Below are 24,037 nucleotides of genomic sequence, written 5' to 3'. Positions count from 1 at the left end.
GAGAATATAAACAATGAAATTAAGAACACAGAAAATAACAGCACTTATGGCAGCAGCGGTATTAGGAATATCTGCATTAGGAAGTGTGCCGGTAACAGCGGCAGAAAGCACGGAAACAGCAGATATCGGAGAGGCAATGGCGGTGGATGGAGAGGCAGTTTCATCAGATCTGGTAGCAGGTACATTTAAGCCTTCCGACGTAACCTGCAAGGCACAGGATTCTTATGAATATCCGTTTCTGGGACTGAAGCTTTCACTTTCAAAGGAGCTGTTAAAGCAGATCAAGGATCAGAGCATTGCAATGCTTACCACGGAAGATTTTGAGAATCAGACCAATGCAGTGACATATGCCTATATAAGCTGGAGCAAAATGACAGAGGAACAGAAAAACGCCGAAATACAGAAGATGGGAACAGGATATGACGACTGGGTGGCAGGTCTGGACAGAATTGGTACAATTGGTGTTTATGACGAAGCTTCACAGAAAAAGCTGGATGAGATCACTGGCTGTACAGAGCATAAAGAGCTTGGAAGCAGTAGTGACGGGAAATACAAATATTATCTGAGCACCAACAAAGATGCAGATGAAAAGCTGACAAAGGAGCTGGAAAAGATCAAAACCGACATTACGGAAATGACACCGTATCAGAATATTTCCGTGTTTGAACAGCCTCAGGATACCAGCGTCAACCCGGAGGATGTAAAATCTGTAGGAAAATTTGAAACAACAGGAATAGATGGAAAAACATATACAGAAAAAGTATTCAGTGACTATGACCTGACGCTGGTAAATATTTTTACAACCTGGTGCTCACCATGTGTAAAAGAGATTCCGGAACTTCAGGAGCTTTATAAAGAAATGAAAGATAAAGGCGTCGGAGTAGCAGGCGTGGTGCTTGATACTACAGATGAAAAGGGAAATCAGGACGAGGAGGCAGTAAAAAAAGCAGGCATTCTTCAGGAAAAAACAAAAGCAGAATATCCGTTCCTGATACCGGATACTACTATGATGAACGGCCGTCTGCAGGGGATTTCCGCATTTCCTGAAACATTTTTTGTTGACAAAGATGGAAACATTGTAGGCGATACCTATACAGGAAGCCATACACTGGACGAATGGAAGGAAATCGTGGAAAAAGAGCTTAAAAACGTTTCAAAGTAGAAGATGATCATTACGGAGAGTGAAAAAATGATTCGGAAAATAACAGAATCCAGGTGGATCGGACCTGCTCTGGCAGTTTTTGGAATTTTACTGATGATATTGGGAATCTGCAGAGGTGAGGCATCTGTAGTTTTTACAAAAGCGATCAACATCTGTATGGAGTGTATTGGCATTGGATAATAAGAAGATGAAAATAAATGAATGGCCGCGGCATGGAATCCAGGCATTGTGGGCGGCCCTTACAAACAGTCACATATCAGGCTTTATAACTGGAAAGATCTATACCGGAAAACTGAAAAATGTCTGTGTTCCGGGGCTGAACTGTTATTCCTGCCCCGGGGCAAGAGGGGCCTGTCCCATTGGTTCCCTTCAGGCTGTGATCGGAAGCTGGAACTTCAAGCTGGCATATTATGTAGCTGGATTTCTGATCTTTGTAGGAGCGTTGCTTGGAAGACTGGTGTGCGGATTTCTCTGCCCCTTTGGACTGATCCAGGATTTGTTGAACAAGATTCCTTTTCCAAAGAAGATTCGGACATTTCGGGGAGATAAGCTTCTGCGAAAACTGAAATATGTGATCTTTCTTGTATTTGTGATCATACTTCCCATGTTTGTAGTAGATATCATGGGCCAGGGAGCACCATATTTCTGCAAGCTGATCTGCCCGGCAGGAACGCTGGAGGGAGGTATCCCTCTGGTGCTGCTGAACAAATCCATGCGAAGTGCAGTAGGCTGGCTGTACATGTGGAAAAATACGATCCTGGTGATCACCATTATCTTATCAATTATGATATACCGGCCATTCTGTAAGTATATCTGCCCGTTGGGAGCTTTTTATTCGGTATTTAATAAAGTTTCCGTTTTTCGTTACAGAGTAGATAAAGAAAAATGTGTTCACTGCGGAAAATGCAGAAATATCTGCCAGATGGAGGTCGATCCGACGGAAAATCCAAACAGTACAGAATGTATCCGATGTGGAAGATGTAAAAAGATATGTCCGACACAGGCGATCCGGTGTGGGTTTGCAGGCAAACCCTGATACAGAAAAATACGAAAACGGTACAGCTTATAAAATATAAGGTGTACCGTTTTTTGCAGAAAACTACTTTTCCATATTATCTATCAGTAACATATTCAGCTGTTCCCAGCGCTTCAGATCTTTTTTTGTAAAAAGCAGCTGGTGGCGGAACGCTTCGGTAAGCTCCTGTGGTTTTAAAGTGATCACACATTTGAATGCGCAGGGCATCAGATCCGCACTGGAAATCCCACACAAAAGTCCTGTTGTAAAATCTCGAAGCTCCAGAGGATTAAAAATGTACAGGAGATCTTCTTCCAGTGGGTTATACTGATTTACAAAGGAAAAACGGATCAGCATATCACTGTAAAGAACTTTTCCGGTGTAAAAAATCTCACTGCTTCTTCCGTTGGCAGAAACAGAACAGATCGTTAAGGTTGCTTCGTATTTTCCGGATTCGCCTTTTTTTTCATAAATATCGATGACGCCATCCTTCGTACGCTGATAGCGTCCATCGTAAAAGTAAAAATATAGCCGCTGTGCCTGAAAAAATGGGCTTTTTTGTCCTTTTCCCGGTGCATTGGACGGTTTACTGGCTGTTTCAGGAAGACCAGTGGTAAGCTGGGACATAGATACCTGGAGAATCTGGCTGATCTCATATAAAGTTTCGATATCAACGGAGATATCTCCATTTTCATATTTGCATACGGTAGCTCGACTTTTATGGATGGCATCTGCCAGATCCTGCAGAGTCATCTTTCCGGCTTTTCGGTATTTTCTTATTTGTTCACCTACATAACAGGTAAAATTACTCATTTTGTTTCCTCATACTATCTATTTTTCTTATTAATTTTTATTGTATACGATTATATCGGAAAAACCGGTATTTTGTAAAGTAGTAAGAAACTTTTTTGGAATAAAATTTCGTAAAAAGAAACTTCTGCCATTTGCACTTATCTTTATTTAAGGTAAGATATGGCTGTTAGGCTGAAGGTTTCAGCCTATATCAAATATATACTTGAAGAGGGGAAATTGAAATGAAAGAAAAAGGAAGTAGCTTTTCCGGCTCAATAGGCTTTGTCCTGGCGGCAGCCGGAAGTGCAGTAGGAGTTGGAAATATCTGGAGATTTCCATATCTCTGTGCCAAAGATGGCGGAGGACTTTTCCTGCTGGTTTATCTGGTACTGGTACTGACTTTTGGATTTGTACTGTTGACAACGGATGTAGCACTTGGGAGAAAGACAAAGAAAAATGCATTGAGGGCTTTTGAATCTCTTGATCCAAAGTGGAAATTTTTAGGACATTTAACGTTTATGGTTCCGGCATTGATCATGACCTATTATTCTGTTATCGGTGGATGGATTGTAAAATATTTTTTTACTTATATTATTTCTGATGGGAAAGATGCGGCTTCAGATGTATACTTTACATCATTTATTACATCAGATATTGCACCTGTTGTATTTATGCTGATCTTTCTGGCATTGACTGCCTGGATCGTATTTCGTGGTGTGGAAAAGGGAATCGAAAAGTTTTCCAGGATCATTATGCCGGGGCTGATTCTTCTGATCGTGATCATTGCCATTTTTTCACTGACACTGTCCCATACTGATACGGATGGAACTGTCCGCACCGGTATGCAGGGGCTGGCTGTTTACCTCAAACCGGATTTTCATGGATTGACGGTAAAACGCTTCCTGGAGATCCTTCTGGATGCGATGAGCCAGTTATTCTTTTCCTTAAGTGTATCTATGGGAATCATGATTACATATGGTTCTTATGTGAAAAATGAAGTTAATTTAAATAAAGCAACAAATCAGATTGAGATCTTTGATACCGGCGTTGCGTTTCTTGCAGGAATGATGATCATACCGGCTGTTTTTGTATTTCTCGGAAAGGATGGAATGGCTTCCGGCCCAAGCCTGATATTTATCTCACTGCCAAAGGTTTTTGATGCCATGGGAGTATTTGGCCGTCCGGTGGCAATTGCATTTTTCCTGATGATGGGATTTGCGGCACTGACTTCCTGCGTGTCTGTCATGGAGACACTGGTTGCAAACTGCATGGAACTTTATCATAAACCACGTAAGAAAATGTGTGGTGCTGTCGGAATTTATTCTCTTGTTACAGCAGTACTGATCTGCCTTGGTTATAACAAACTGTATTTTGAACTTAAACTGCCAAATGGTTCCGTTGGACAGCTTCTGGATGTGATGGATTATATCAGCAACAGTTTTCTGATGCCGTTTATCTCACTTTTGACAAGCATTCTGATCGGCTGGGTGATCGGCCCTGACTGGATCATAGGAGAAGTGGAACGAAATGGGGAACACTTCAAACGGGCAGGGTTATATCGCTTTATGATCCGTTATGTAGTGCCGGTTGTAATGCTGATATTATTCCTGGTATCTACAGGATTTGCAGATTTGATTTCATAAGTGTGGTAATATGTTTATGGCGTCTGGACAGTCGCATTAACGGATGACCGGTACAAGATACGATTAAATAACAGAGGATTTGATGAAAAAAGATATGTACGAATGTTGGAGAGAAAACTAATACATAGAACGGAAATGATTCAGAAAATTAGACTTAACTCACTTTAAAAGTGAAAAAATAATTTGATAATTTCTTGACAAGTACTAATAAATATGTTAGTATTCAATCATCAAATTAATAAAGTCTTCGGTGACTGACGGAGTTGTGGGATAACCACGAGGGAGCCGGAGATTCGATGAGTCGACCGTCTGGGCAGTATTTGAAAAACTTCAGATACTGCTCTTTTTTATGGGATAAAAGATGCAGACGGTTGCAGCGGAGAAAGGAGAACATTATGGGATTTAAAAGTGACATCGAGATTGCACAGGAGTGCACAATGGAGCCAATTACCAAGATTGCAGAGAAAGCAGGTATTGATGACAAATATCTGGAGCAGTATGGTAAATACAAAGCAAAGATCGACTATAATCTCCTGAAAGAAACAGACAAAAAAGACGGCAAACTGATTCTTGTGACAGCTATCAACCCGACACCGGCAGGTGAGGGAAAAACGACGACAACCGTAGGCCTTGCAGATGGAATGCAGAAACTCGGAAAGAACGTTATGGTAGCTCTTCGTGAGCCATCCCTGGGACCGGTATTCGGTGTCAAAGGTGGTGCGGCAGGCGGCGGCTATGCACAGGTAGTTCCGATGGAGGATATCAACCTTCATTTTACCGGTGATTTCCATGCAATCGGTGCGGCAAACAACCTTCTTGCAGCAATGATCGACAACCATATCTTCCAGGGAAATGAGCTGAACATCGACCCGAGAAAGATCACCTGGAGACGCTGCGTGGATATGAACGACCGTCAGCTTCGTAATGTAGTAGACGGACTTGGCGGTAGAACAAACGGTATGCCGCGTGAGGACGGATATGACATTACCGTAGCATCTGAGATCATGGCAGTTCTCTGTCTGGCAAGTGATATCAAAGATCTGAAAGAGAGACTTTCCAGAATCATCATCGGATATACTTACGGTAAGGTTGCTGAGCAGAAACCGGTAACAGCAGGAGACCTCCACGCAGAGGGTGCTATGACAGCACTTCTGAAGGATGCTCTGAAACCGAACCTTGTTCAGACACTGGAGCATGTTCCGGCGATCGTTCACGGCGGACCATTCGCAAACATCGCTCACGGATGTAACTCCGTAACAGCTACAAAGATGGCTATGAAGCTTGCTGATTATGCCATCACAGAGGCTGGATTCGGTGCTGACCTTGGAGCAGAGAAATTCCTGGATATCAAGTGCCGTATGGCAGGTCTTACACCAAGTGCCGTTGTTATCGTAGCAACCGTACGTGCTCTGAAATATAATGGCGGTGTTGCAAAAGCGGATCTTAACAATGAGAACCTCGAGGCTCTTGAAAAAGGTATCCCGAACCTTCTGAAGCATGTAAGCAATATCAAAAATGTATATAAGCTCCCATGTGTGGTAGCTATTAACGCATTCCCGACCGATACCAAGGCAGAGCTTGATTTTGTGGAAGCAAAATGCAAGGAGCTTGGCGTAAACGTAGCACTTTCAGAGGTATGGGCAAAAGGTGGCGAAGGCGGAATCAAGCTCGCTGAGGAAGTAATCCGTCTTGTTGAAGAGCCGAATGACTTCACATATGCTTATGAGCTGGAAGGCTCCATCGAGGACAAGCTGAACCAGATCGTACAGAAGGTTTATGGTGGAAAGAAAGTGGTTCTTACAGCAAATGCCCAGAAGCAGGCGAAACAGCTGGAGGCACTTGGATTTGGCAACTGCCCGATCTGTGTGGCTAAGACCCAGTACAGCTTAACAGACGACCAGACAAAGCTTGGTGCTCCGACAGATTTCGAGGTAACAGTAAGAAATCTTAAGATTTCCGCAGGTGCAGGATTTATTGTTGCACTGACAGGTGAGATCATGACCATGCCAGGACTTCCGAAAGTACCGGCAGCAACCAAGATCGACGTAGACGAGAGCGGTAAGATCACAGGACTGTTCTAATATAAAGATTTTTTGAGGGGAATTCAGATAGAAAGCGGTAGAGCCTGCAAAAATAGAGGCTCTGCCGCTTTTTATATTGTTGTGGAGAGAGTATTGAAAAACTTTTAAAAGCAGGAAAAACACTGGGTTTGACGATCCCGTGATACGAATTTGATACGAAAACCCCCGGAAGTGGTCGAGACTTCCGGGGGTTTTTTGTTCCGTTTATGTAAGGTGGTTTAATCCTTTAGGCTGTTACTGCCTGTCGTTTCTGTCCAGCCTAGCCACAGTTGCCATAACAGAAACAAAGAAAGTAATTATAGAACTTGTCATAGGACTTTACATCCTTTCAGTTGGAGGTTCGGCAGCAACAGCATTATAGCATGTTCAAAACAAAAATGGTATAATATTATAAATTGTCAAGAATATCAGCAATCTCCTGCTGCTTGTTGGGATAAAACTCACAATGTCGAGGAAATCGCAGAGGGGACGCGCATGTGACATTTGTGTTAATTAAGAGGAATGCTATAGAAAATATTGTAGAGATAAATGAATGTGGGGGGGAAAATATGGTATACACATGCAAATATAAATCGCTAATCGGAGATATTTTACTTGCTGCAGATGAAATCGGACTTACCGGTTTGTGGTTTGAAGGACAGAAATATTTTGCAAATACACTTCCGGAAGATTATGTTCCACAGGAAACGAAAATTCTCACAGAAGCAAAAAAATGGCTGGATGTATATTTCTCCGGTGAAGAACCGAACTTTACTCCACCACTTCATCCGAACGGTTCAACATTCAGAAAGGCAGTGTGGCAGATTTTACTGGAGATTCCCTATGGACAGACGATTACATATGGAGAAATTGCGCGCAGAATTGCAGTGATGAAAAACACTTCCCATATGTCCGCCCAGGCAGTAGGCGGTGCGGTTGGACATAATGAAATTTCCATTATCATTCCCTGCCATCGAGTCGTAGGAACAAATGGAAGCTTGACGGGCTATGCCGGAGGAATTGACAAAAAAATTTCACTTCTCAAGCTGGAACATACAGATATGAGCCGTTTGTTTATTCCAAAGAAAGGAACTGCACTGTAAAACTCAGGCTGAGAGGACGGTCTGGTGCAGGCGTCCACGAAAAGACAGATATTTTATTTATGAAAGCATGCTATGAAAATTGCCAGCAGGATTTCGGAGGAATAATTATGGGAAAAATACTGGATGAAGATTTAATCTACGAGATACTGTCCGTGGTGGAAGAGATACCTGAGGGAAAAGTGGCCTCCTACGGACAGATCGCACGTCTGATCGGGCAGGATAAAAATTCACGTCTTGTAGGAAAAGTCTTAGGTATGGCAGAATTTTACGGGAAGTATCCCTGCCACAGAGTTGTGAACCATGCAGGGCGTACTGCACCAGGCTGGAGAGAGCAGAAGATGCTTCTGGAAGACGAGGGTGTGGAGTTTAAGGCAAATGGATGTGTAGATATGAAGCAGTATCAGTGGGAGGAGTAGTGTTTTATGAATTATAGAAAGTAGAAATATGATGCAGATCCCGGAGCTTACAGAAGTTCTGAAGCTGAAAGCAGGGGAAAACGGTCTGGAGTAGTCTGTACGATGGGGCTATTTTGCAGACTGCCTGCAGTGTGTCAAAAGTGAATACAGGATTGAATAACTATATCCATGGAGGAGAATTCGTAGTTCTGACAAATCCCAGTGTCACCAACGACAGCCAGAAACTCGTGCTGGAGGAAAAGGACAGAAACGCCGCAGAGCAGTTGTCTTCCTCTATTCTGGATGCAGAACATTTAAGCCGAGAGCGTGATGGCACAGGCCAGATATCTGAACCTTGCACCGCTTACTATGACCGATGAGCAGATGGAGAAAGGAATTGAGATCTTTGAAGCTTCTCTGAAAGAGGCATTAGAAGCATAGATTAATAGAAAGTTACTCTGTAATAGAATGCTACTCTGTAATAGAATGCTACTCTGTAATAGAATGCTACTCTGTAACAGAAAAATAAAACATGCTTGACAAACCATAAATTCCTCGTATAATTATCGATGGTAATTAACTAAGATAATTATATGAGGAGTTTTTTTATGACAAATGAAAAGATCAAGCGGATGTTTGATGCGTTTTATCAGGCAAAGCGGATCCGGGATATGCTTCCGCCACTGCCCCAGGGGGTGATGCCATCCTACATACAGTATCTGGATGTGATCCATTCTCTGCAGAGAGAAAAAAAGGATATCCGGCTCTCTGATATCAGTGATGCCATGAACCTGCCCCGTCCCGGTGTCACCAGAACAGTGAAAGAAATGGAGACAAAGGGATATCTTCAGAAGCTCATGTCTCCGGATGACGGGCGCGTTACTTACATTTCCATAACAGAAAAAGGAGAGAGGCTTTCCAGGAAGTATGATCAGGATTATTTCAGCAGTCTGGCGCCCTATCTTTCAGAGATTTCCGAAGAAGAAGCAGACAATATGATCCGGACCATCGGGAAATTTTATCAGATCATGTGTGACAGGAGGGAACATTATGACAAATGATAAGGCAGATTTTACCCAGGGAAATATCCTGAAGAAGCTGGTTGCATTTATGATGCCGGTACTCGGTGCGCTGATCCTGCAGGCTGCCTATGGTGCGGTCGATCTTCTTGTAGTTGGAAGATTCGGTTCCACATCCGGACTGTCAGCGGTTTCCACCGGAAGTCAGGTACTGAATCTGGTTACCTTTGTAGTGATCCAGTTTGCTATGGGTATCACAGTTCTGATCGCACGTTATCTTGGAGAAAAAAGACCGGAGCAGATCGGCTCCGTTATCGGTGGGGCTGCGATCGTCTTTACCATGATCTCTATCGTGCTGTTTATTGTTATGGTAGGCTTTGCACATCCGATCTCCATGCTGATGCAGGCACCGGAAGAAGCGGTAGCGCTGACTGCATCTTATGTACGGATCTGTGGCAGCGGAATTTTCTTTATTGTTGCGTATAACCTGCTGTCTGCTATTTTCCGTGGTCTTGGTGACAGCAAATCTCCGCTACTGTTTGTGCTGGTGGCATGTATTGTAAATGTGATCGGAGACCTGGTACTGGTAGCCGGCTTACATATGGATGCAGCAGGAGCAGCTATTGCTACGGTTTCTGCTCAGGCCTTAAGTGTTGTATTTGCAGTAGTTCTGCTGATAAAGAAGAAGCTTCCGTTTACCATTACAAAAAAAGATTTCCGGCTGAATCCTCAGTGCAGACGTTTTCTTAAGATCGGACTGCCGTTGGCACTTCAGGAATTCCTGACACAGATTTCATTCCTGGCCTTGTGCGCATTTGTCAATCGCCTGGGTCTGGAAGCATCCTCCGGTTACGGAGTTGCATGTAAGATCGTAAACTTTGCCATGCTGGTTCCAAGCTCCCTGATGCAGTCCATGGCCTCCTTTGTTTCACAGAACGTAGGAGCAGGAAAGCCGAAACGTGCGAGAAAATCCATGCTTACAGGAATTGGAGTTGGCCTGTTTGTGGGATGCCTGGTATTTATCCTGATCCTGCTGAAGGGTGATGTGCTGGCAGGATTCTTTTCAACAGATGCCGGCGTTATCCAAAAGGGCTTTGATTATCTGAAGGGGTTTGCTCCGGAGACACTGGTAACGGCTGTTCTGTTCAGTATGATAGGCTATTTCAACGGAAACAACCAGACCATATGGGTTATGGTCCAGGGCCTGATCCAGACGCTTCTGGTACGACTTCCAATGGCGTACTTTATGAGTATCCAGCCGGATGCCAGCCTGACAAAGATCGGTCTTGCAGCACCGGTATCTACCACAGTGGGAATCATTCTGAACATCGGATTCTTTCTGTACTTCACCCGTGTGAAAAAAGAAATTGTTTCGGAAGAATGACCGGATAAAGGGATGTAAATGAGATGGGTGATATGATATAATCAGAATCACCCCGGCAGAGGTGATGGTACTGACCCCTGAAATAGCTGCCGGAATCTTGACAGCTGTAAAGGAGGAGTACAGGATGATTTGCGGGATGACGTATTTTCAGATATGTCTGTATTTTTTGTTTTATTCTTTTGGAGGATGGGTCGTTGAAGTTATCTTCCATGCAGTAACCTTAGGAAAGGTTATAAACCGGGGATTTCTCAACGGTCCGGTATGCCCGGTGTACGGATTTGGTGTACTTTCCGTGTTTGCATTGCTTAATACGCTTCAGAGCGGCGGACATCAGATGAGTGAGGGAATGATCTTTCTGTTTGGAATCGTTCTTGCAACTGCGGTAGAGCTGGTTGCCGGATGGCTTCTGGATGTATGCTTCCATGCAAGATGGTGGGATTATTCTAATAAGCCGCTGAATTTTCACGGCTATATCTGTCTTGAGTTTTCCCTGATATGGGGACTTGCCATTGTGATGGTCGTAAAGGTTTTTCAGAAGTATGTGGAGCGTCAGGCTTCTCATACACCTTCCACACTGGAATGGGTTGTTATGGCAATTCTGTATGCGGTGTATCTGGCTGATCTTATTGTAACAGTGGCGGTGATCCGCGGACTGAATAAGAAGCTTACCCGACTAGATAAGGTACGTGCGGATCTGCGGATCGTGAGTGATAAGCTCAGTGATACTCTGGCAACAACTACCATTGATACAGCACAGAAGGTGGGAGAAGGAAAGGTTCAGGTTGCTCTTGCTAAGGCAGAGCTCAGAGATGCGACTGTGGCTCAGAGAGAAAAATCTGCCGAAATGCTTCGAATGAAGAAAGCGGAGCTTCAGGCACAGTTTGATGAGCTGTCAAGCTCTATCACAAACCATACGGTATTCGGCCAGGGAAGAATCATTAAGGCTTTCCCGGAGATGAAGCACAGAGATTATTTTGAACTGATCCAGGAACTGAAGAAAAAACTCAGATAAGAAAAATGAAACGCGATAAAGAGGCAGCAGGAAATTTCCAACATTTCCTGCTGCCTTTTTTGGGAGTATCAGAGTTTCAGCTTATCGGATTCGTTTCTTTATCATTGGTCCGATGATCATGGCGATGATCATTTTTATGAGATCTGCCGGGATAAACGGAATTACACAGATTCCAAGAGCTGCTTTGAAAGTGGAATCTGCAACGATGCAGAACCATACAGTTCCGAAAAGATAGCATACAATTGTTCCTGCGATCATACCAACGAGCTGGATCAGAGGCTTATGGCAGTTGTCAATTACCAGTCCGGCAATAACAGCCATAACGATAAAGCCGATGATGTATCCGCCTGTAGGACCGGCCAGCTTTGCAGGGCCGCCGGTAAATCCGGAAAATACCGGAAGACCTACAAGTCCAAGCAGAAGATAGATCAGATAGCTGATGGTTCCTTTTTTCCATCCGAGAAGATACAGGGACAGATAAATGGCAAGATTGGTAAATGAGATCGGAACCGGACCGATCGGAATGGACAGCGGCGCAAGAATACAAGTGACAGCTGCCATAAGAGCGGTCATGGTGATCTCGTAGGTTTTTGTACGTGGTGCAGAGACAGTATTTGTCTGGTTCATATTGAAAGAGCCTCCTTTGAAAAAGGTAATATATTTACTGGTTCGGGTAAGTAATGAAATGCTGTAAGTGTGTATGATAGGTCATATGTCCATAAGGATGCTTACGCAGATTCAATCTCATAGGTGAATCCTGCATCCGTAATGGTTTTCAGAGTGTCTTCGATTCCCTGACCACCTTCTGTAAGATAACCGGAAGCAAAAATAGAGTCTACAACACTGAGTAGTTTTTTTTCTTCGCCTTTAAAATAAACTTCTCTTCCGGCAGCACATCGGATATCTGCTTTAGGTACAAGAAGTCTTGCCAGGCAGAGGACCTTCATACAGTATTCGGTTGTCAGCTGGGAAATATCTGCATTTCCGAGAGGAGTTCCCTTGATCGGAAGAAGAAAGTTGATCGGCAGTGCTTCCGGCTGGATCTCACGTAATTCCAGAAGCATGTCAACAACGTCTTCCTTACTTTCACCCATGCCAATGATACCGCCGCTGCAGATCTCGAAACCAAGTCCCTGAAGCATATGGATATTCCGGACACGCTGGTCAAAGGTATGTGTACTGCAGATATTATGATAAAAGGAACGGCTGCTGTTCAGGTTATGGTTGATCCGGTCAAGACCAGCCTCTTTGAGCATTTTTGCCTGGTGCTCTGTGAGAAAGCCTATGGAGCAGCAGAGATGAGTTCCGTGTTCTTTCATTTTGCGGATCCTGCGGGCCAGCTCCTCGATCTCTTTATCTGTAAATTTCATACCACTCAGTCCGATACAATGTCTGGATAAATGATAATCATTTACGAAATCATTGTCCTGATATAATTTGTCTTCATCTACCCATTTGTATTTATCAATATCGGCAGTGGAACGACATGACTGGGCACAGTAGGCACAATCCTGGGAACAGTTACCGCTGCGGGCATTGGTAAGGATGTGGATGCTTACCCGGTTTCCCTTATATTTGTAACGTAAACTGCTGGCACGGTCGATCAGTGCCTCAAGTTCTTCGTCCGGAGTATCTAAAATTGCAATGGCTTCATCTCTGGAAAGCGATGGAGCTTCTTTTTCGCATGCTGCAGTGTTCATGTCAATACCTTCCTTTTGATTTTTTTGTACGGGTATCACTTTATCACATAGAAATATCTATTGTCAACTATAAAAATAAAATGAGTTTACAATTAAAAACTGTAGTATTAAGGTATTGCTTAGACTTATCAAAGCAGGTAATTTCCTTGATTCAGTTAAAATAATTCTCAATTCAATATCATATCTTTATAAAATCTTAATACGAAAGCAGAGACTTTTATACTATCTTTGAAAGTAGTTATATATAATAAAATGCATTACGAGGATAGCACTGTTAAAAGTATTGATAAGGAGTTCTGATCATTTATGCCGGAAAAATCATATAAGAAAAAACATATGACATCTTTTCAGCTGATTATCATGGGGTTTGCAGGAGTGATCCTTTTGGGAACCGTTCTGCTGATGCTTCCATTTTCTTCTGCGGAGAAAGTGATCACACCATTTCATGAGGCACTTTTTACAGCCACTTCGGCGGTATGTGTTACAGGTCTTGTGGTAAAGGACACTGGAAGCTACTGGTCCCTGGCAGGCCAGACGATCATTCTTGCACTCATACAAACAGGTGGGCTTGGAGTAGTGACTGTGGCTGCGTCTGTTTCCCTTCTTTCCGGAAAGAAAATATCCCTCATGCAAAGAAGCACCATGCAGGATGCAATTTCAGCACCTAAAGTTGGAGGAATCGTCAGACTGACAAGGTTTATTTTGAGGGGAACATTTTTGATCGAAGCTGCAGGGACGGTGTTGCTGCTGCCGGTTTTTATGGGAGATTATGGAAAAAAGGGAATCTGGATGTCAGTTTTTCATTCAATCTCTGCTTTTTGTAATGCCGGCTTTGATATTCTGGGGACAGATTCCAGTATGTTTCCATCGCTGACCGGGTATTCAGGAAATATACTTATAAATCTGGTAATTATGCTGTTGATCATTACAGGAGGAATCGGTTTTCTCACATGGGATGATATTTATACAAATAAACTGAACTTTAAACGCTACCGCATGCAAAGCAAGATCATTCTCATGACTACCGCATGTCTGATCTTATTTCCGGCAGTCTTTTTCTATATCTGTGATCTGACAAAATTACCCATGGGAAAACGCCTGTTAGCAGCAACGTTTCAATCGGTAACGACAAGAACTGCCGGATTTAATACTATAAACATTTCAGAGATGAGTGAGGCATCAAAAGCAGTTATGATATTGTTAATGCTAATTGGTGGTTCACCGGGATCTACAGCAGGTGGAATGAAAACAACAACTTTTTCAGTACTTATTTTAAATGCAATTGCGACATTTCGAAGTCAGGAAAATGCAGGAGCTTTTGGGCGAAGACTTGAATATCATGTGATAAAAAATGCAGCGACAATAGCCATGTTATATTTTGCCTTGTTCTTTGGCGGCGGAATAGCGATCAGTGTGTACGAAGGCCTTCCGCTTTTAGATTGTCTGTACGAAGCTGCTTCAGCTGTTGGTACGGTAGGTCTGACTCTGGGAATCACACCGGAACTTCATGTTTTTTCACAAGTCGTGCTGATCATACTGATGTATCTGGGACGTGTAGGTGGTCTGACCCTGATCTATGCGGTATTTTCCGGAAGAAATAAGGGAAATGCAAAGCTCCCTCTGGAAAAAATCACAGTTGGATAAGAAGGAGAAAAATAATATTATGAAAAATGTATTGCTTATTGGACTTGGAAGGTTTGGAAGACATATTGCCATGCAGCTCAATCAGCTGGGACATGAAGTTATGGCAGTTGACTGGAAGGAAGAAAGAGTGGACAAAGTACTGTCATTTGTGACGAATGCTCAGATTGGTGACAGCACCAATGCTGAATTTTTACAGTCCCTTGGAATTGGAAACTATGACATTTGTTTTGTGACCATTGGAGAGAGCTTTCAAAATTCTCTTGAAACAACATCCCTTCTAAAAGAACTGGGTGCAAAATTGGTGATATCCAGAGCTGAACGTGATGTTCAGGAAAAATTTCTTTTACGCAATGGTGCCGATAAGGTAGTTTATCCGGAAAAGCAGGTGGCAAAATGGGCCTCCTTCCGTTATACAGATGATCATATACTGGATTATATGGAGGTGGATGCTTCCCATGCAATTTTTGAAGTGGAAGTGCCGGAAGAATGGGTTGGAAAAACAGTGGGTGGACTTGACATCAGAAAACGCTACAATATTAATATTCTGGCAGTAAAAAATGAAGAGGAATTCAGTATTGCAATTTCACCGGAAACATATTTTGCAGAAAATGATAAATTACTGGTATTAGGAGAATACAGAGCTCTTCAGAAGTGCTTCCGCATATAGCTCATTGCCATGAAGAAAAAATTTTGACCACAGAACAGCTGCGTGATATAATTCCAGAAAACAGCAGTAGAAGGAGAATGACAGAATGAGCTTGAAAATGAAGGATACAGTAAAAAACAGAACCTATCCGAAACGGCCATTTGCATGGTATGTGGAAAAACCGTCTGCAAAAGATTACTTGCTGACGGTTTTTATATTTGCAGTATGCACTTTGATCGGCCTGCTGTTTCAGAAACTGGATCTTACAGATACAAATATTGTAACGATATACATTTTGGGCGTATTGATCACTTCGATCGTGACAGATGGTTATCTTTGCAGTGTAGCCGGCTCCTTTTTAAGTGTATTCTTATTTTGCTTTTTCCTGATGGAGCCAAGGATGTCTTTTGAGACATACGCGGTGGGATATCCGGTGACATTTTTCATAATGCTTATTTCGTCTGTACTTACAGGAACCCTTGCGGCAAAGCTGAAAATGCATGCAAAGCTGTCTTCACAGATTGCCTTTCGCACACAGGTTCTGTTTGATACGGATCGTCTGCTGCAAAAGGCAAAAAGTGAGACAGAAATCCTCGGAGTTACCTGTACACAGCTGATACGCCTGTTAAACCGCAGCATCACGGCATATGTTGTGGAAAATGGAACTTTATCAGAAGGAAAGCTTTTTTCCGGGGAAAAAGAGAGCACAGAGGATTTTCTGACACAGGAAGAACAACAGGCAGCCAGATGGACTTATGAAAACAGACAGCGTGCCGGCGCATCCACACAGTATTTCTCACAGGCAAAATGCTTATATCTGGCAATTCGAAGCGGGAATAATGTTTATGGCGTAATCGGGATCCCTCTGCAGAAAGAAACACTGGACTCTTATGAATACAGCATCCTGCTGTCTGTAATAAATGAATGTGCACTTGCAATGGAGAATGTACAAAATGCCATAGAAAAAGAAAAAAATGCGGTTTTAGCAAAAAATGAGCAGCTGCGTGGCGATCTTCTTCGGGCAATCTCCCATGACCTGCGTACTCCGCTTTGTTCTATTTCCGGAAATGCAGATATGCTTCTCAGTAACAGTGATCGTCTGGATGAAGCTACAAGGTATCAGATCTACACGGACATTCATGAGGATTCAGAGTGGCTGATCGGAGTTGTGGAAAATCTGCTTTCCATTACCAGGCTCAATGATGGAAGATTGAAGTTTAAATTTACGGATCAGCTTTTGGATGAGGTAATAGCAGAGTCACTCCGACATATCGGCCGGAAGCATGATGCGTATAAGATCGTGGCGGACTGTGAAGAACTTGTTCTTACACGTATGGACGTGCATCTTATTATACAGGTTCTGGTAAATTTGATCGATAATGCGATAAAATATACGCCGTCAGGCTCTGTCATCAGCATTCGGGGGTTCAAAAAAGCCGGGAAAGCACAGGTAAGCGTGGAAGATAACGGCCCCGGGATCCCGGATGAAATGAAGCCACATATTTTTGAGATGTTTTATACAGGGAAAACAACCGTTGCAGACAGCCAACGGAGTCTGGGGCTTGGCCTGGCACTTTGCCGCTCTATCATAGAAGCTCACGATGGAACACTGGTTCTTTCAGATCATGCTCCGCATGGATGTAATTTTACTTTTACTTTACCATTAAGCGAGGTGACATTAAATGAATAAGACATTAATTCTGGTGGTTGAGGATGACAGACCCATACGGAACCTGATCGTTACCACATTAAAAACACATGACTATAAATATCTGGCTGCAGAAAATGGAGCTTCAGCCATTTTGGAGGCTTCATCACACAATCCGGATATCGTTCTTCTGGATCTGGGCCTTCCTGATATGGAAGGAGTAGAGGTAATAAAGAAAATCCGTACCTGGTCGAATATGCCTATCATCGTGATCAGTGCCAGAAGTGAAGATATGGATAAAATAGAGGCACTGGATGCGGGTGCAGATGATTATATCACAAAACCATTTTCAGTAGAAGAATTACTTGCGCGTATCCGTGTCAGCCAAAGACGGCTTGCCATAACGCAGTCAGGAAAACAGCCGGAAACATCTGTTTTTGAAAATGGTGGATTAAAGATAGATTACACGGCTGGCTGCACATTCCTGAAGGACAGAGAACTGCATCTGACGCCCATTGAGTATAAGCTGCTCTGCCTTTTATCCCGTAATGTTGGAAAAGTATTGACACATACATATATTACTCAGCAGATCTGGGGACGCTGCTCGGAAAACGATGTTGCTTCTCTCAGGGTTTTTATGGCAACACTGCGGAAAAAACTGGAGCCTGAAAAAAACGGTGTACAATATATCCAGACGCACATAGGAATTGGATATCGCATGCTCAGAATCGAGAAACCTGAGCAGGAAACCAAAAAAGATAGCATTAATCCTCAAACGATAATATAATCATCTCATATGATGACAGTTTTTTTCTATAGTAAAGATCACAGAAAAGGACGGAAACAGACGATGAAGATCATGGGGATTGATATCGGCACAACAACAGTCAGTGTCGTAATGACAGATACAGAAATGGGAAAGCTGCTTGCAAAGGAAACAGTGGAGCATAATTCTTTTCTGCAGAGCAGTAAGCCGGAACAGAAGCTGCAGGATCCGGAACGGATCTATGAGATCGTCCGGGAGCTTCTTATAAAGCAGCAGAAGGAGAATGGTTTGCCAGATGGAATAGGGTTTACAGGGCAGATGCATGGAATGCTGTATGTGGATGCTTCCGGCAAGGCAGTGAGTCCTCTCTATACCTGGCAGGATGGAAGCGGAGAGATTCCGCTGGAAAACGGAAAAACCTGTGCAGAGCTTTTGCAGGGAGTAGGTGCGGCGGCGTCCGGATATGGTGTAGTGACACATTTTTATCTTCAGAAGAAAGATCAGATCCCGAAGGATGCTGTAAGGATGACGACGATCAGTGATTATATTGCTATGCGGCTGTGTGAAAATACTGTCCCTGTTATCGGACTTGACATGGCGGCAAGCTGGGGCTGCTTTGACCTGCGAAAACAGGAGTTTCTGTATGAAGCCCTGGAGCAGGCCGGCGTAGATACTTCTTATCTGCCGGAAGTAAGAAAGGGACATTTTTTTATCGGAGAAACAAGAGCCGGTGTGCCGGTAATGGGATCAATCGGTGACAATCAGGCGAGTCTGTTTGGTTCCGTCCGGGATCTTAAAGATACCGTACTCCTGAATGTGGGAACCGGCAGCCAGGTTTCCTTAGTGACAGAGAAGTTTATAGAATGCAGCGGCAGTGTGGAGCTTCGCCCCTGTACCGAAAACAGCTATATCCTCGTGGGAGCTTCCCTGTGTGGTGGTCGTGCGTATGCGATGCTGGAACAGTTTTACAGAGAAACTGCAGAAACTGAAGAAAGACTGTATTCCCGGATGCAGGAGCAGGCAGAAAAATTTATTGAAACATACGGAAAAGAAGCTGCATGGAAAGTAGATACAGCTTTTTCAGGGACAAGAAGTGATCCGTCTCACACGGGCATGATCGCAGGAATCGGTGTAGAGAATTTTCATCCTGGTGCACTGACGGTCGGTGTGATCTGTGGGATCCTTAACGAACTGCATGAGCAGTATGAGCAGATGTGTCAGCTCACCGGAAAAAAGGCCACACGCCTGACTGGCTCCGGAAACGGAATTCGCCGAAACCCGCTGATGAGAAGACTGGCAGAAGAAATGTTCAAAATGCCGATGGAGCTTCCTGAATATGAAGAAGAGGCTGCATATGGAGCTGCACTTACTGCGGGAAAGTTGGTTGCGGCAATGTAAGAAAAATTTTGTTTGACTTTTTGAAAAAGAGGCAATATAATTACAAGAAACGAGTAGCAAGTAAGCGTAAATCCAGTTTACCGGCTACTCGTTTTCATTTTGAAAAAATGAATATCGCCATGAAAAAGTGTGTAGCGTGTCAGCGTAAGTCCAGCTTATATGACAAGGTGCGCACTTTTTTTGTGCTAAAAAGAAAGGAGTTAGAACAAAATGGCGGAAAGCAACAAGATGAAGGAGATGCCGGTAAATAAGCTGATGGTCCAAATGGGAATCCCGATGATCCTATCTATGGCATTGCAGGCAGTCTATAACATTGTAGACAGTGCATTTGTGGGAAATATGAAAGCAGGCAGTGAGACAGCACTAAATGCTTTGACACTGGTATTTCCGGTGCAGATGCTTATGGTGGCAGTGGGGATTGGAACCGGTGTAGGAACCAATGCACTTCTTGCAAGGACACTTGGACAGGGCGACAGTAAAAAAGCTGCAAAGGTAGCAGGAAACAGTCTGTTTCTGGGAGTGATCATTTATGTGGTCTGCTTATTGTTTGGTATCTTTGGGGTGAAAGCATATATTTCATCGCAGACAGTAGATACAGAAGTACGTGAGATGGGAATCAGCTATCTGAGGATATGCTGCGTAATTTCTTTTGGTATTATTTTCTTTTCTCTATTTGAAAAGTTACTTCAGGCAACAGGCCGTTCTCTTTATTCCACGATTGGTCAGGTGGTTGGAGCGGTTGTAAATATCATCCTTGATCCGATCATGATCTACGGTATTGGTCCTTGTCCGGAAATGGGAGTGAAAGGCGCAGCCTACGCAACTGTAATTGGACAGGTAGCGTCAGCAGTATTACTGTTCATTTTTCACATCAAATTAAATAAGGAATTCGAGCATGGGGCGAAATATATGAAGCCAGATGGCGAAATTATCAAGGAGATCTATGCAATCGGACTTCCGGCAATCATTGCTCAGGCGCTGATGTCCATTATGGTTTATGTAATGAACCTGATCCTGAAGTTCGATCCGTCAGCACAGACGGCCTATGGTCTGTTCTATAAGGTACAGCAGTTTGTTTTGTTTCTTGCTTTTGGTCTGCGAGATGCAATCACCCCAATCATTGCATTTGCTTATGGAATGAGAAGTAAGAAGAGAATTCAGGATGGAATCAAATATGGTCTGATCTATACAATTGTGTTAATGATTCTGGGAATTGCAATCACAGAGATTTTCCCTGGGGCATTTGCAACGCTGTTTAATGCGGGACAGTCGAGAGAATATTTTATCGGAGCAATGAGAGTGATTTCTATAAGTTTCCTGTTCGCAGGAATCAATGTTGCTTATCAGGGCATTTATCAGGCACTGGATGGTGGTGTGGAATCGCTGGTTATTTCGCTTTTGAGACAGCTTACTATTATCTTGCCGCTGGCTGGAATCTTTTCTATGCTTGTCAGAAATGCACAGATGGGAGTTTCACTGATCTGGTGGGCATTTCCGATTACGGAAATAGTTTCCTGTTTTGTAGGATATGTATTTTTAAAGAGAATCAGAAAAAATAAAGTAGATGTTTTGAATTAAGGAGGAACTGGAAATGGCAAAAAGAATCATTACGATCAGTAGAGAATTTGGAAGCGGCGGACGCTTTATCGGAGAAGAATTAGCGAAAAAATTGGGACTCGCTTATTATGATAAAAACATTATCAATGAGATCGCAGAAAAGTCTGGTTTATCTCCGGAATATATTCAGGAAAGTGCGGAACTGTCTCCGAAAAAAGGCTTGTTTGCATATGCATTTGCCGGACGTGATATCACAGGAAAATCAGTAGAAGACATGGTGTATGAGGCACAGAGAAAGGTTATTTTAGAACTGGCTGATAAGGAATCTTGTGTGATTATCGGAAGAAATGCAGATTATATTCTGAAAGATAGGGATGATGTACTGAATGTATTTATCCATGGGGATATGCCGGAAAAAACACAGCGTATTATGGGTTTATATAATGTAGGAGAGAAGGAAGCTGTCAAAATGATGGCAGATACAGATAAAAGGCGTATGACGAATTATAATTTTTATACCGATCAGAAATGGGGAAAGGCCAGTAATTATACGTTGTGTCTGAATAGTTCACAGCTTGGATATGGCAGATGTGAGAAGCTTGTCATGGAATGTAGTAAATAATGAAATCCTCATGGTGAAAGTGGATTAAAGAAAATGTGATAAGAGCATTCATGAGTAAGTAGCGAAAGCGGATTGCGAATGTCCTATTTATATAACGTACACGAATGTAAATGGATATCTGATCCTGAATCTCACCTATAAATCCGGTGAGCAGATGGAGCAACTTGGCAAGCATATCATGTTGGTGCGTCTTTGAAGGACGCAGGTAAAAAATGTTTTGGAATTAATCTGATTGAAGATGCAGGTATTGTAAGAGATATTTTAAAGAGAGTGGAATTAGAAACAGAAGAATAGAAAAGTAAGTTATGCAGAAAGGCGTGAGTCATAAGAATATGGCTTGCGTCTTTTTCTGTCTGGAAAGGAAGTGGGGGAGCATGTAAATTATTATTTTAATGACCAGATGAGGGTATAAATTGCATTCCAAGTGCAGTGAATATAATGCGCATGAACATGAAATTTTAAATATTATGAAGACAAAATTTGGTTGATTAACCAGGTAAAAGTGATATACTGAATGCATAAGAAAAGAAACCGTGTGGAATTACAGTTTTGTTTTCACACGGTTTTTTAGAAAATGAGAGTTAGACATTACTAACATGAACACTGGCAGTTTTTTTGAAAATGAAAAAGAGGACGGATTTCTATGAGAATATTGATTTATGGTGCAGGTGTGATTGGATCCTTGTATGCGGTCTTATTTGCAGAAACTGGTTATGATACGAGTATTTATGCCAGAGGTAAAAGACTTGAGTTTTTAAAGAAAAATGGACTGCTTTATAAGAAAAACCAGAACATAAGGCGGGCAAGCACCAGATGAAATGAGGGAGCTGCATAAGTAATTTTATGCTTATATGAAAAAACTAAAGGAGGCCAGATATGAAATTTTATGAAAGTGGAGACAGTAGTAAACCAGTGATATTTTTATTTCCTGGTACCTGTTGCCTGTATAGTAGCTTTGATCATATACTGGATAGATTACATTTTTATTTTTACACGGTAACAGTTTCTTATGATGGATTTGATCCAAATGAGAAAACAGAATTTTATTCAATGGAAGATGAATGCGAAAAGAGTGAGCAGGAAATCAAGAAAAAGTATGATGGAAGAATTAAAGCAGCGTATGGGTGTTCCCTTGGAGGAAGTTTTGTATCCCTTTTGATTCAGCGAAAAAGAATTCATATAGATCATGGCATCATTGGGAGCAGTGATATGGATGAAGCTGGTCAGTTTATGGCGAAAATTCAGTCATCTGTAGTTGTGCCGATTATGTATAAAATGGTGCATACTGGTAAATTGCCTAAATTTATGCAAAAGAAAATAAATGAAGCAGATAAATCAAAGAAAGAAATGATTGATGGATTTTTAAATATGTTCGGCATTGAGCAGGGAGGAAATCCATGGATTACGAAACAGAGTGTTTATAATCAGTTTTATTCTGATCTGGTTACGAAAGTCCAGCATGGAATTGATGTGCCGGGAACTACGATACACGTGTTTTACGCAACAAAGATGGGCAGAAAATATGAAAAGAGATATTGTACTTATTTTAAAAATCCGGATATTCGGAGACATAACATGCAGCATGAAGAACTGTTTTGCTGTCATAGTGCAGAGTGGGTGGAAGAAGTAAGAAAGGCAGTGGAAGGCGACAGATAATGAAAGAAAAAGTGAATGTGACAGGTGTGCCGGAAACGATGGTACAGACTCTGTATGCAAGAGCAAAAGAAACAAGAAAGAAAAATGCTAAAATAAACGACGAAATTGCAGAAGAACTTGTGAAAAATCTTGATTATGACTTTTCTAAAGCGGATAAAGATAAAGCCATGAACTATGGCGTGATTGCAAGAACAATTGTATTAGACCGGATGGTTGAGCAATATTTGGAGAAAAATACAAATACAATTGTTATAAATATTGCATGTGGACTGGATACCAGATGTTATCGAATGAAAGGGAAATATCTGCATTGGTACAATATAGATTTGCCGGAGACTATGAAGATAAGGCGGCAATTTCTTCCAGAAACAGGTTCGATATATCAGATTGCAAAGTCTGCAATGGATGATTCCTATGTAGATGATATAGATTATCACTGTGAGAATGTTCTGGTAATAATCGAAGGGCTTACAATGTATTTGTGTGAAAAAGATATCAGAAAGATGTTTTTTATTATTGAAAAATCATTTCAGGAAGTAACCGTAATGGTCGAAACCATGTCACCTTTTGTTGTAAACCATGTGAAAGAAAAATCCATAGAGGGAAGCAATGCAAAATTCACATGGGGAGTTAAGAACGGAACAGAACTGCAAAGAATTGTGCCGGGATTTTCTGTTCAACAGGAAGTCAGTCTGGTTGAAGGAATGAAAAAGCTTATGCCGATTTATCATGTGATAGGAAAGATTCAAATCGTTCGGAATATCTCAAACAAAATAATAGTTTTGGAGAAACGTGGCCGATATTAAAGAGATGAT

At 42.4% G+C, this 24,037-nt stretch carries 22 protein-coding genes, 3 pseudogenes and 1 riboswitch; of the genes and pseudogenes, 22 read left to right on the top strand and 3 right to left on the bottom strand.

Going from position 1 to position 24,037, the window contains the following annotated elements:
- Positions 1-13: 13 nt before the first annotated feature.
- Genes BN3261_RS08865 through BN3261_RS08855 form a run of 3 tightly spaced genes read left to right on the top strand, consistent with a single transcriptional unit; the run spans position 14 to position 2,198 of the window.
- Positions 14-1,162: a TlpA family protein disulfide reductase gene (locus tag BN3261_RS08865; protein WP_059086046.1), complete on the top strand. Its 1,149-nt coding sequence runs from the start codon at positions 14-16 to the stop codon at positions 1,160-1,162.
- A gap of 27 nt (positions 1,163-1,189) precedes the next feature.
- Positions 1,190-1,342, top strand: coding sequence for a CD1871A family CXXC motif-containing protein (locus BN3261_RS08860; protein ID WP_044962403.1), 153 nt, complete (start codon positions 1,190-1,192; stop codon positions 1,340-1,342).
- Between the two features lie 7 nt (positions 1,343-1,349).
- Positions 1,350-2,198 (top strand): 4Fe-4S binding protein, encoded by an 849-nt coding sequence (locus tag BN3261_RS08855; RefSeq protein ID WP_059086910.1) that lies wholly within the window; start codon positions 1,350-1,352, stop codon positions 2,196-2,198.
- 63 nt (positions 2,199-2,261) lie between these two features.
- Here BN3261_RS08855 and BN3261_RS08850 read toward each other — a convergent pair whose 3' ends face one another.
- Positions 2,262-2,990, bottom strand: coding sequence for a helix-turn-helix domain-containing protein (locus BN3261_RS08850; RefSeq protein ID WP_021652982.1), 729 nt, complete (start codon positions 2,988-2,990; stop codon positions 2,262-2,264).
- 221 nt (positions 2,991-3,211) lie between these two features.
- Between BN3261_RS08850 and BN3261_RS08845 the strand changes: the two genes are divergently transcribed.
- The 7 genes from BN3261_RS08845 to BN3261_RS08815 all read left to right on the top strand — a co-directional run bounded on the left by BN3261_RS08845 (position 3,212) and on the right by BN3261_RS08815 (position 11,585).
- Positions 3,212-4,612 carry a sodium-dependent transporter gene (locus BN3261_RS08845; RefSeq protein WP_021652983.1) on the top strand — a complete coding sequence of 467 codons (1,401 nt, stop codon included), beginning with the start codon at positions 3,212-3,214 and terminating at the stop codon, positions 4,610-4,612.
- A 240-nt stretch (positions 4,613-4,852) separates the two neighbouring features.
- Positions 4,853-4,934, top strand: a riboswitch (ZMP/ZTP riboswitch).
- A 73-nt stretch (positions 4,935-5,007) separates the two neighbouring features.
- Complete coding sequence (locus BN3261_RS08840) at positions 5,008-6,693, top strand: formate--tetrahydrofolate ligase (RefSeq protein ID WP_059086045.1); 1,686 nt, start codon at positions 5,008-5,010, stop codon at positions 6,691-6,693.
- 548 nt (positions 6,694-7,241) lie between these two features.
- Positions 7,242-7,775 (top strand): methylated-DNA--[protein]-cysteine S-methyltransferase, encoded by a 534-nt coding sequence (locus BN3261_RS08835; RefSeq protein ID WP_059086044.1) that lies wholly within the window; start codon positions 7,242-7,244, stop codon positions 7,773-7,775.
- 107 nt (positions 7,776-7,882) lie between these two features.
- Positions 7,883-8,191, top strand: a complete 309-nt coding sequence (locus BN3261_RS08830) for an MGMT family protein (RefSeq protein ID WP_059086043.1) — start codon at positions 7,883-7,885, stop codon at positions 8,189-8,191.
- Positions 8,192-8,778: 587 nt separating this feature from the next.
- Positions 8,779-9,231 (top strand): MarR family winged helix-turn-helix transcriptional regulator, encoded by a 453-nt coding sequence (locus BN3261_RS08825; protein WP_059086042.1) that lies wholly within the window; start codon positions 8,779-8,781, stop codon positions 9,229-9,231.
- Positions 9,221-10,573, top strand: a complete 1,353-nt coding sequence (locus BN3261_RS08820; protein WP_059086041.1) for an MATE family efflux transporter — start codon at positions 9,221-9,223, stop codon at positions 10,571-10,573. The genes BN3261_RS08825 and BN3261_RS08820 overlap by 11 nt, the downstream gene beginning before the upstream one ends.
- Positions 10,574-10,697: 124 nt before the next feature.
- Positions 10,698-11,585 carry a putative ABC transporter permease gene (locus BN3261_RS08815; protein WP_021977018.1) on the top strand — a complete coding sequence of 296 codons (888 nt, stop codon included), beginning with the start codon at positions 10,698-10,700 and terminating at the stop codon, positions 11,583-11,585.
- A gap of 81 nt (positions 11,586-11,666) precedes the next feature.
- On the opposite strand, the gene BN3261_RS08810 is transcribed toward BN3261_RS08815, so the two are convergent.
- Together BN3261_RS08810 and bioB are read right to left on the bottom strand one after the other, a co-directional pair.
- The gene (locus BN3261_RS08810) at positions 11,667-12,212 is read right to left on the bottom strand and encodes a biotin transporter BioY (RefSeq protein ID WP_015527251.1); all 546 of its coding nucleotides are present in this window, start codon (positions 12,210-12,212) and stop codon (positions 11,667-11,669) included.
- A gap of 101 nt (positions 12,213-12,313) precedes the next feature.
- Positions 12,314-13,285 carry a biotin synthase BioB gene (bioB, locus tag BN3261_RS08805; RefSeq protein ID WP_059086040.1) on the bottom strand — a complete coding sequence of 324 codons (972 nt, stop codon included), beginning with the start codon at positions 13,283-13,285 and terminating at the stop codon, positions 12,314-12,316.
- A 306-nt stretch (positions 13,286-13,591) separates the two neighbouring features.
- Between bioB and BN3261_RS08800 the strand changes: the two genes are divergently transcribed.
- The 12 genes and pseudogenes from BN3261_RS08800 to BN3261_RS08760 all read left to right on the top strand — a co-directional run bounded on the left by BN3261_RS08800 (position 13,592) and on the right by BN3261_RS08760 (position 24,028).
- A complete protein-coding gene (locus tag BN3261_RS08800) occupies positions 13,592-14,929 on the top strand; it encodes a TrkH family potassium uptake protein (protein ID WP_059086039.1) in 1,338 nt (445 codons plus the stop codon).
- Positions 14,930-14,948: 19 nt separating this feature from the next.
- Positions 14,949-15,596, top strand: a complete 648-nt coding sequence (locus BN3261_RS08795) for a potassium channel family protein (protein ID WP_015527248.1) — start codon at positions 14,949-14,951, stop codon at positions 15,594-15,596.
- Between the two features lie 85 nt (positions 15,597-15,681).
- The gene (locus tag BN3261_RS08790) at positions 15,682-17,265 is read left to right on the top strand and encodes an ATP-binding protein (protein ID WP_059086038.1); all 1,584 of its coding nucleotides are present in this window, start codon (positions 15,682-15,684) and stop codon (positions 17,263-17,265) included.
- On the top strand, positions 17,258-18,010 hold the full coding sequence (locus tag BN3261_RS08785) for a response regulator (RefSeq protein ID WP_059086037.1): 753 nt from the start codon (positions 17,258-17,260) through the stop codon (positions 18,008-18,010). The genes BN3261_RS08790 and BN3261_RS08785 overlap by 8 nt, the downstream gene beginning before the upstream one ends.
- Positions 18,011-18,073: 63 nt before the next feature.
- Positions 18,074-19,387 carry a sedoheptulokinase gene (locus tag BN3261_RS08780; RefSeq protein ID WP_059086036.1) on the top strand — a complete coding sequence of 438 codons (1,314 nt, stop codon included), beginning with the start codon at positions 18,074-18,076 and terminating at the stop codon, positions 19,385-19,387.
- Positions 19,388-19,597: 210 nt separating this feature from the next.
- A complete protein-coding gene (locus BN3261_RS08775) occupies positions 19,598-20,965 on the top strand; it encodes an MATE family efflux transporter (protein ID WP_059086035.1) in 1,368 nt (455 codons plus the stop codon).
- 13 nt (positions 20,966-20,978) lie between these two features.
- A complete protein-coding gene (locus BN3261_RS08770; RefSeq protein WP_059086034.1) occupies positions 20,979-21,566 on the top strand; it encodes a cytidylate kinase-like family protein in 588 nt (195 codons plus the stop codon).
- A gap of 85 nt (positions 21,567-21,651) precedes the next feature.
- Positions 21,652-21,756: pseudogene (locus BN3261_RS18405) on the top strand (TnpV protein); the annotation flags it as partial.
- A pseudogene (locus tag BN3261_RS18400) lies at positions 21,738-21,860 on the top strand (ORF6N domain-containing protein); the annotation flags it as partial. The pseudogenes BN3261_RS18405 and BN3261_RS18400, both read left to right, overlap by 19 nt.
- Positions 21,861-22,209: 349 nt before the next feature.
- Positions 22,210-22,377 (top strand): annotated as a pseudogene (locus BN3261_RS17275) (ketopantoate reductase family protein); the annotation flags it as partial.
- A 65-nt stretch (positions 22,378-22,442) separates the two neighbouring features.
- Positions 22,443-23,222 carry an alpha/beta fold hydrolase gene (locus BN3261_RS08765; protein WP_059086033.1) on the top strand — a complete coding sequence of 260 codons (780 nt, stop codon included), beginning with the start codon at positions 22,443-22,445 and terminating at the stop codon, positions 23,220-23,222.
- A complete protein-coding gene (locus BN3261_RS08760; protein ID WP_059086032.1) occupies positions 23,222-24,028 on the top strand; it encodes a class I SAM-dependent methyltransferase in 807 nt (268 codons plus the stop codon). The genes BN3261_RS08765 and BN3261_RS08760 overlap by 1 nt, the downstream gene beginning before the upstream one ends.
- Positions 24,029-24,037: the final 9 nt, after the last annotated feature.

The organism is Blautia massiliensis (ex Durand et al. 2017), from assembly GCF_001487165.1.
GTDB lineage: Bacteria > Bacillota > Clostridia > Lachnospirales > Lachnospiraceae > Blautia_A > Blautia_A fusiformis.
Note: the sequence above shows the minus strand (reverse complement) of the source record. Positions and strands in the feature narration are given on the sequence as shown.

Bases quoted from the DNA above. Each gene is read 5' to 3' on its own strand.
- BN3261_RS08860 (WP_044962403.1), top strand. From the start codon at position 1,190: ATGATTCGGAAAATAACAGAATCCAGGTGGATCGGACCTGCTCTGGCA.
- BN3261_RS08840 (WP_059086045.1), top strand. From the start codon at position 5,008: ATGGGATTTAAAAGTGACATCGAGATTGCACAGGAGTGCACAATGGAG.
- BN3261_RS08800 (WP_059086039.1), top strand. From the start codon at position 13,592: ATGCCGGAAAAATCATATAAGAAAAAACATATGACATCTTTTCAGCTG.
- BN3261_RS08765 (WP_059086033.1), top strand. From the start codon at position 22,443: ATGAAATTTTATGAAAGTGGAGACAGTAGTAAACCAGTGATATTTTTA.
- BN3261_RS08850 (WP_021652982.1), bottom strand. From the start codon at position 2,990: ATGAGTAATTTTACCTGTTATGTAGGTGAACAAATAAGAAAATACCGA.
- BN3261_RS08810 (WP_015527251.1), bottom strand. From the start codon at position 12,212: ATGAACCAGACAAATACTGTCTCTGCACCACGTACAAAAACCTACGAG.
- BN3261_RS08845 (WP_021652983.1), top strand. From the start codon at position 3,212: ATGAAAGAAAAAGGAAGTAGCTTTTCCGGCTCAATAGGCTTTGTCCTG.
- BN3261_RS08855 (WP_059086910.1), top strand. From the start codon at position 1,350: ATGAAAATAAATGAATGGCCGCGGCATGGAATCCAGGCATTGTGGGCG.
- BN3261_RS08780 (WP_059086036.1), top strand. From the start codon at position 18,074: ATGAAGATCATGGGGATTGATATCGGCACAACAACAGTCAGTGTCGTA.
- BN3261_RS08830 (WP_059086043.1), top strand. From the start codon at position 7,883: ATGGGAAAAATACTGGATGAAGATTTAATCTACGAGATACTGTCCGTG.
- BN3261_RS08815 (WP_021977018.1), top strand. From the start codon at position 10,698: ATGATTTGCGGGATGACGTATTTTCAGATATGTCTGTATTTTTTGTTT.
- BN3261_RS08775 (WP_059086035.1), top strand. From the start codon at position 19,598: ATGGCGGAAAGCAACAAGATGAAGGAGATGCCGGTAAATAAGCTGATG.
- BN3261_RS08835 (WP_059086044.1), top strand. From the start codon at position 7,242: ATGGTATACACATGCAAATATAAATCGCTAATCGGAGATATTTTACTT.
- BN3261_RS08825 (WP_059086042.1), top strand. From the start codon at position 8,779: ATGACAAATGAAAAGATCAAGCGGATGTTTGATGCGTTTTATCAGGCA.
- BN3261_RS08770 (WP_059086034.1), top strand. From the start codon at position 20,979: ATGGCAAAAAGAATCATTACGATCAGTAGAGAATTTGGAAGCGGCGGA.
- BN3261_RS08795 (WP_015527248.1), top strand. From the start codon at position 14,949: ATGAAAAATGTATTGCTTATTGGACTTGGAAGGTTTGGAAGACATATT.
- BN3261_RS08760 (WP_059086032.1), top strand. From the start codon at position 23,222: ATGAAAGAAAAAGTGAATGTGACAGGTGTGCCGGAAACGATGGTACAG.
- BN3261_RS08865 (WP_059086046.1), top strand. From the start codon at position 14: ATGAAATTAAGAACACAGAAAATAACAGCACTTATGGCAGCAGCGGTA.
- BN3261_RS08785 (WP_059086037.1), top strand. From the start codon at position 17,258: ATGAATAAGACATTAATTCTGGTGGTTGAGGATGACAGACCCATACGG.
- bioB (WP_059086040.1), bottom strand. From the start codon at position 13,285: ATGAACACTGCAGCATGCGAAAAAGAAGCTCCATCGCTTTCCAGAGAT.
- BN3261_RS08790 (WP_059086038.1), top strand. From the start codon at position 15,682: ATGAGCTTGAAAATGAAGGATACAGTAAAAAACAGAACCTATCCGAAA.
- BN3261_RS08820 (WP_059086041.1), top strand. From the start codon at position 9,221: ATGACAAATGATAAGGCAGATTTTACCCAGGGAAATATCCTGAAGAAG.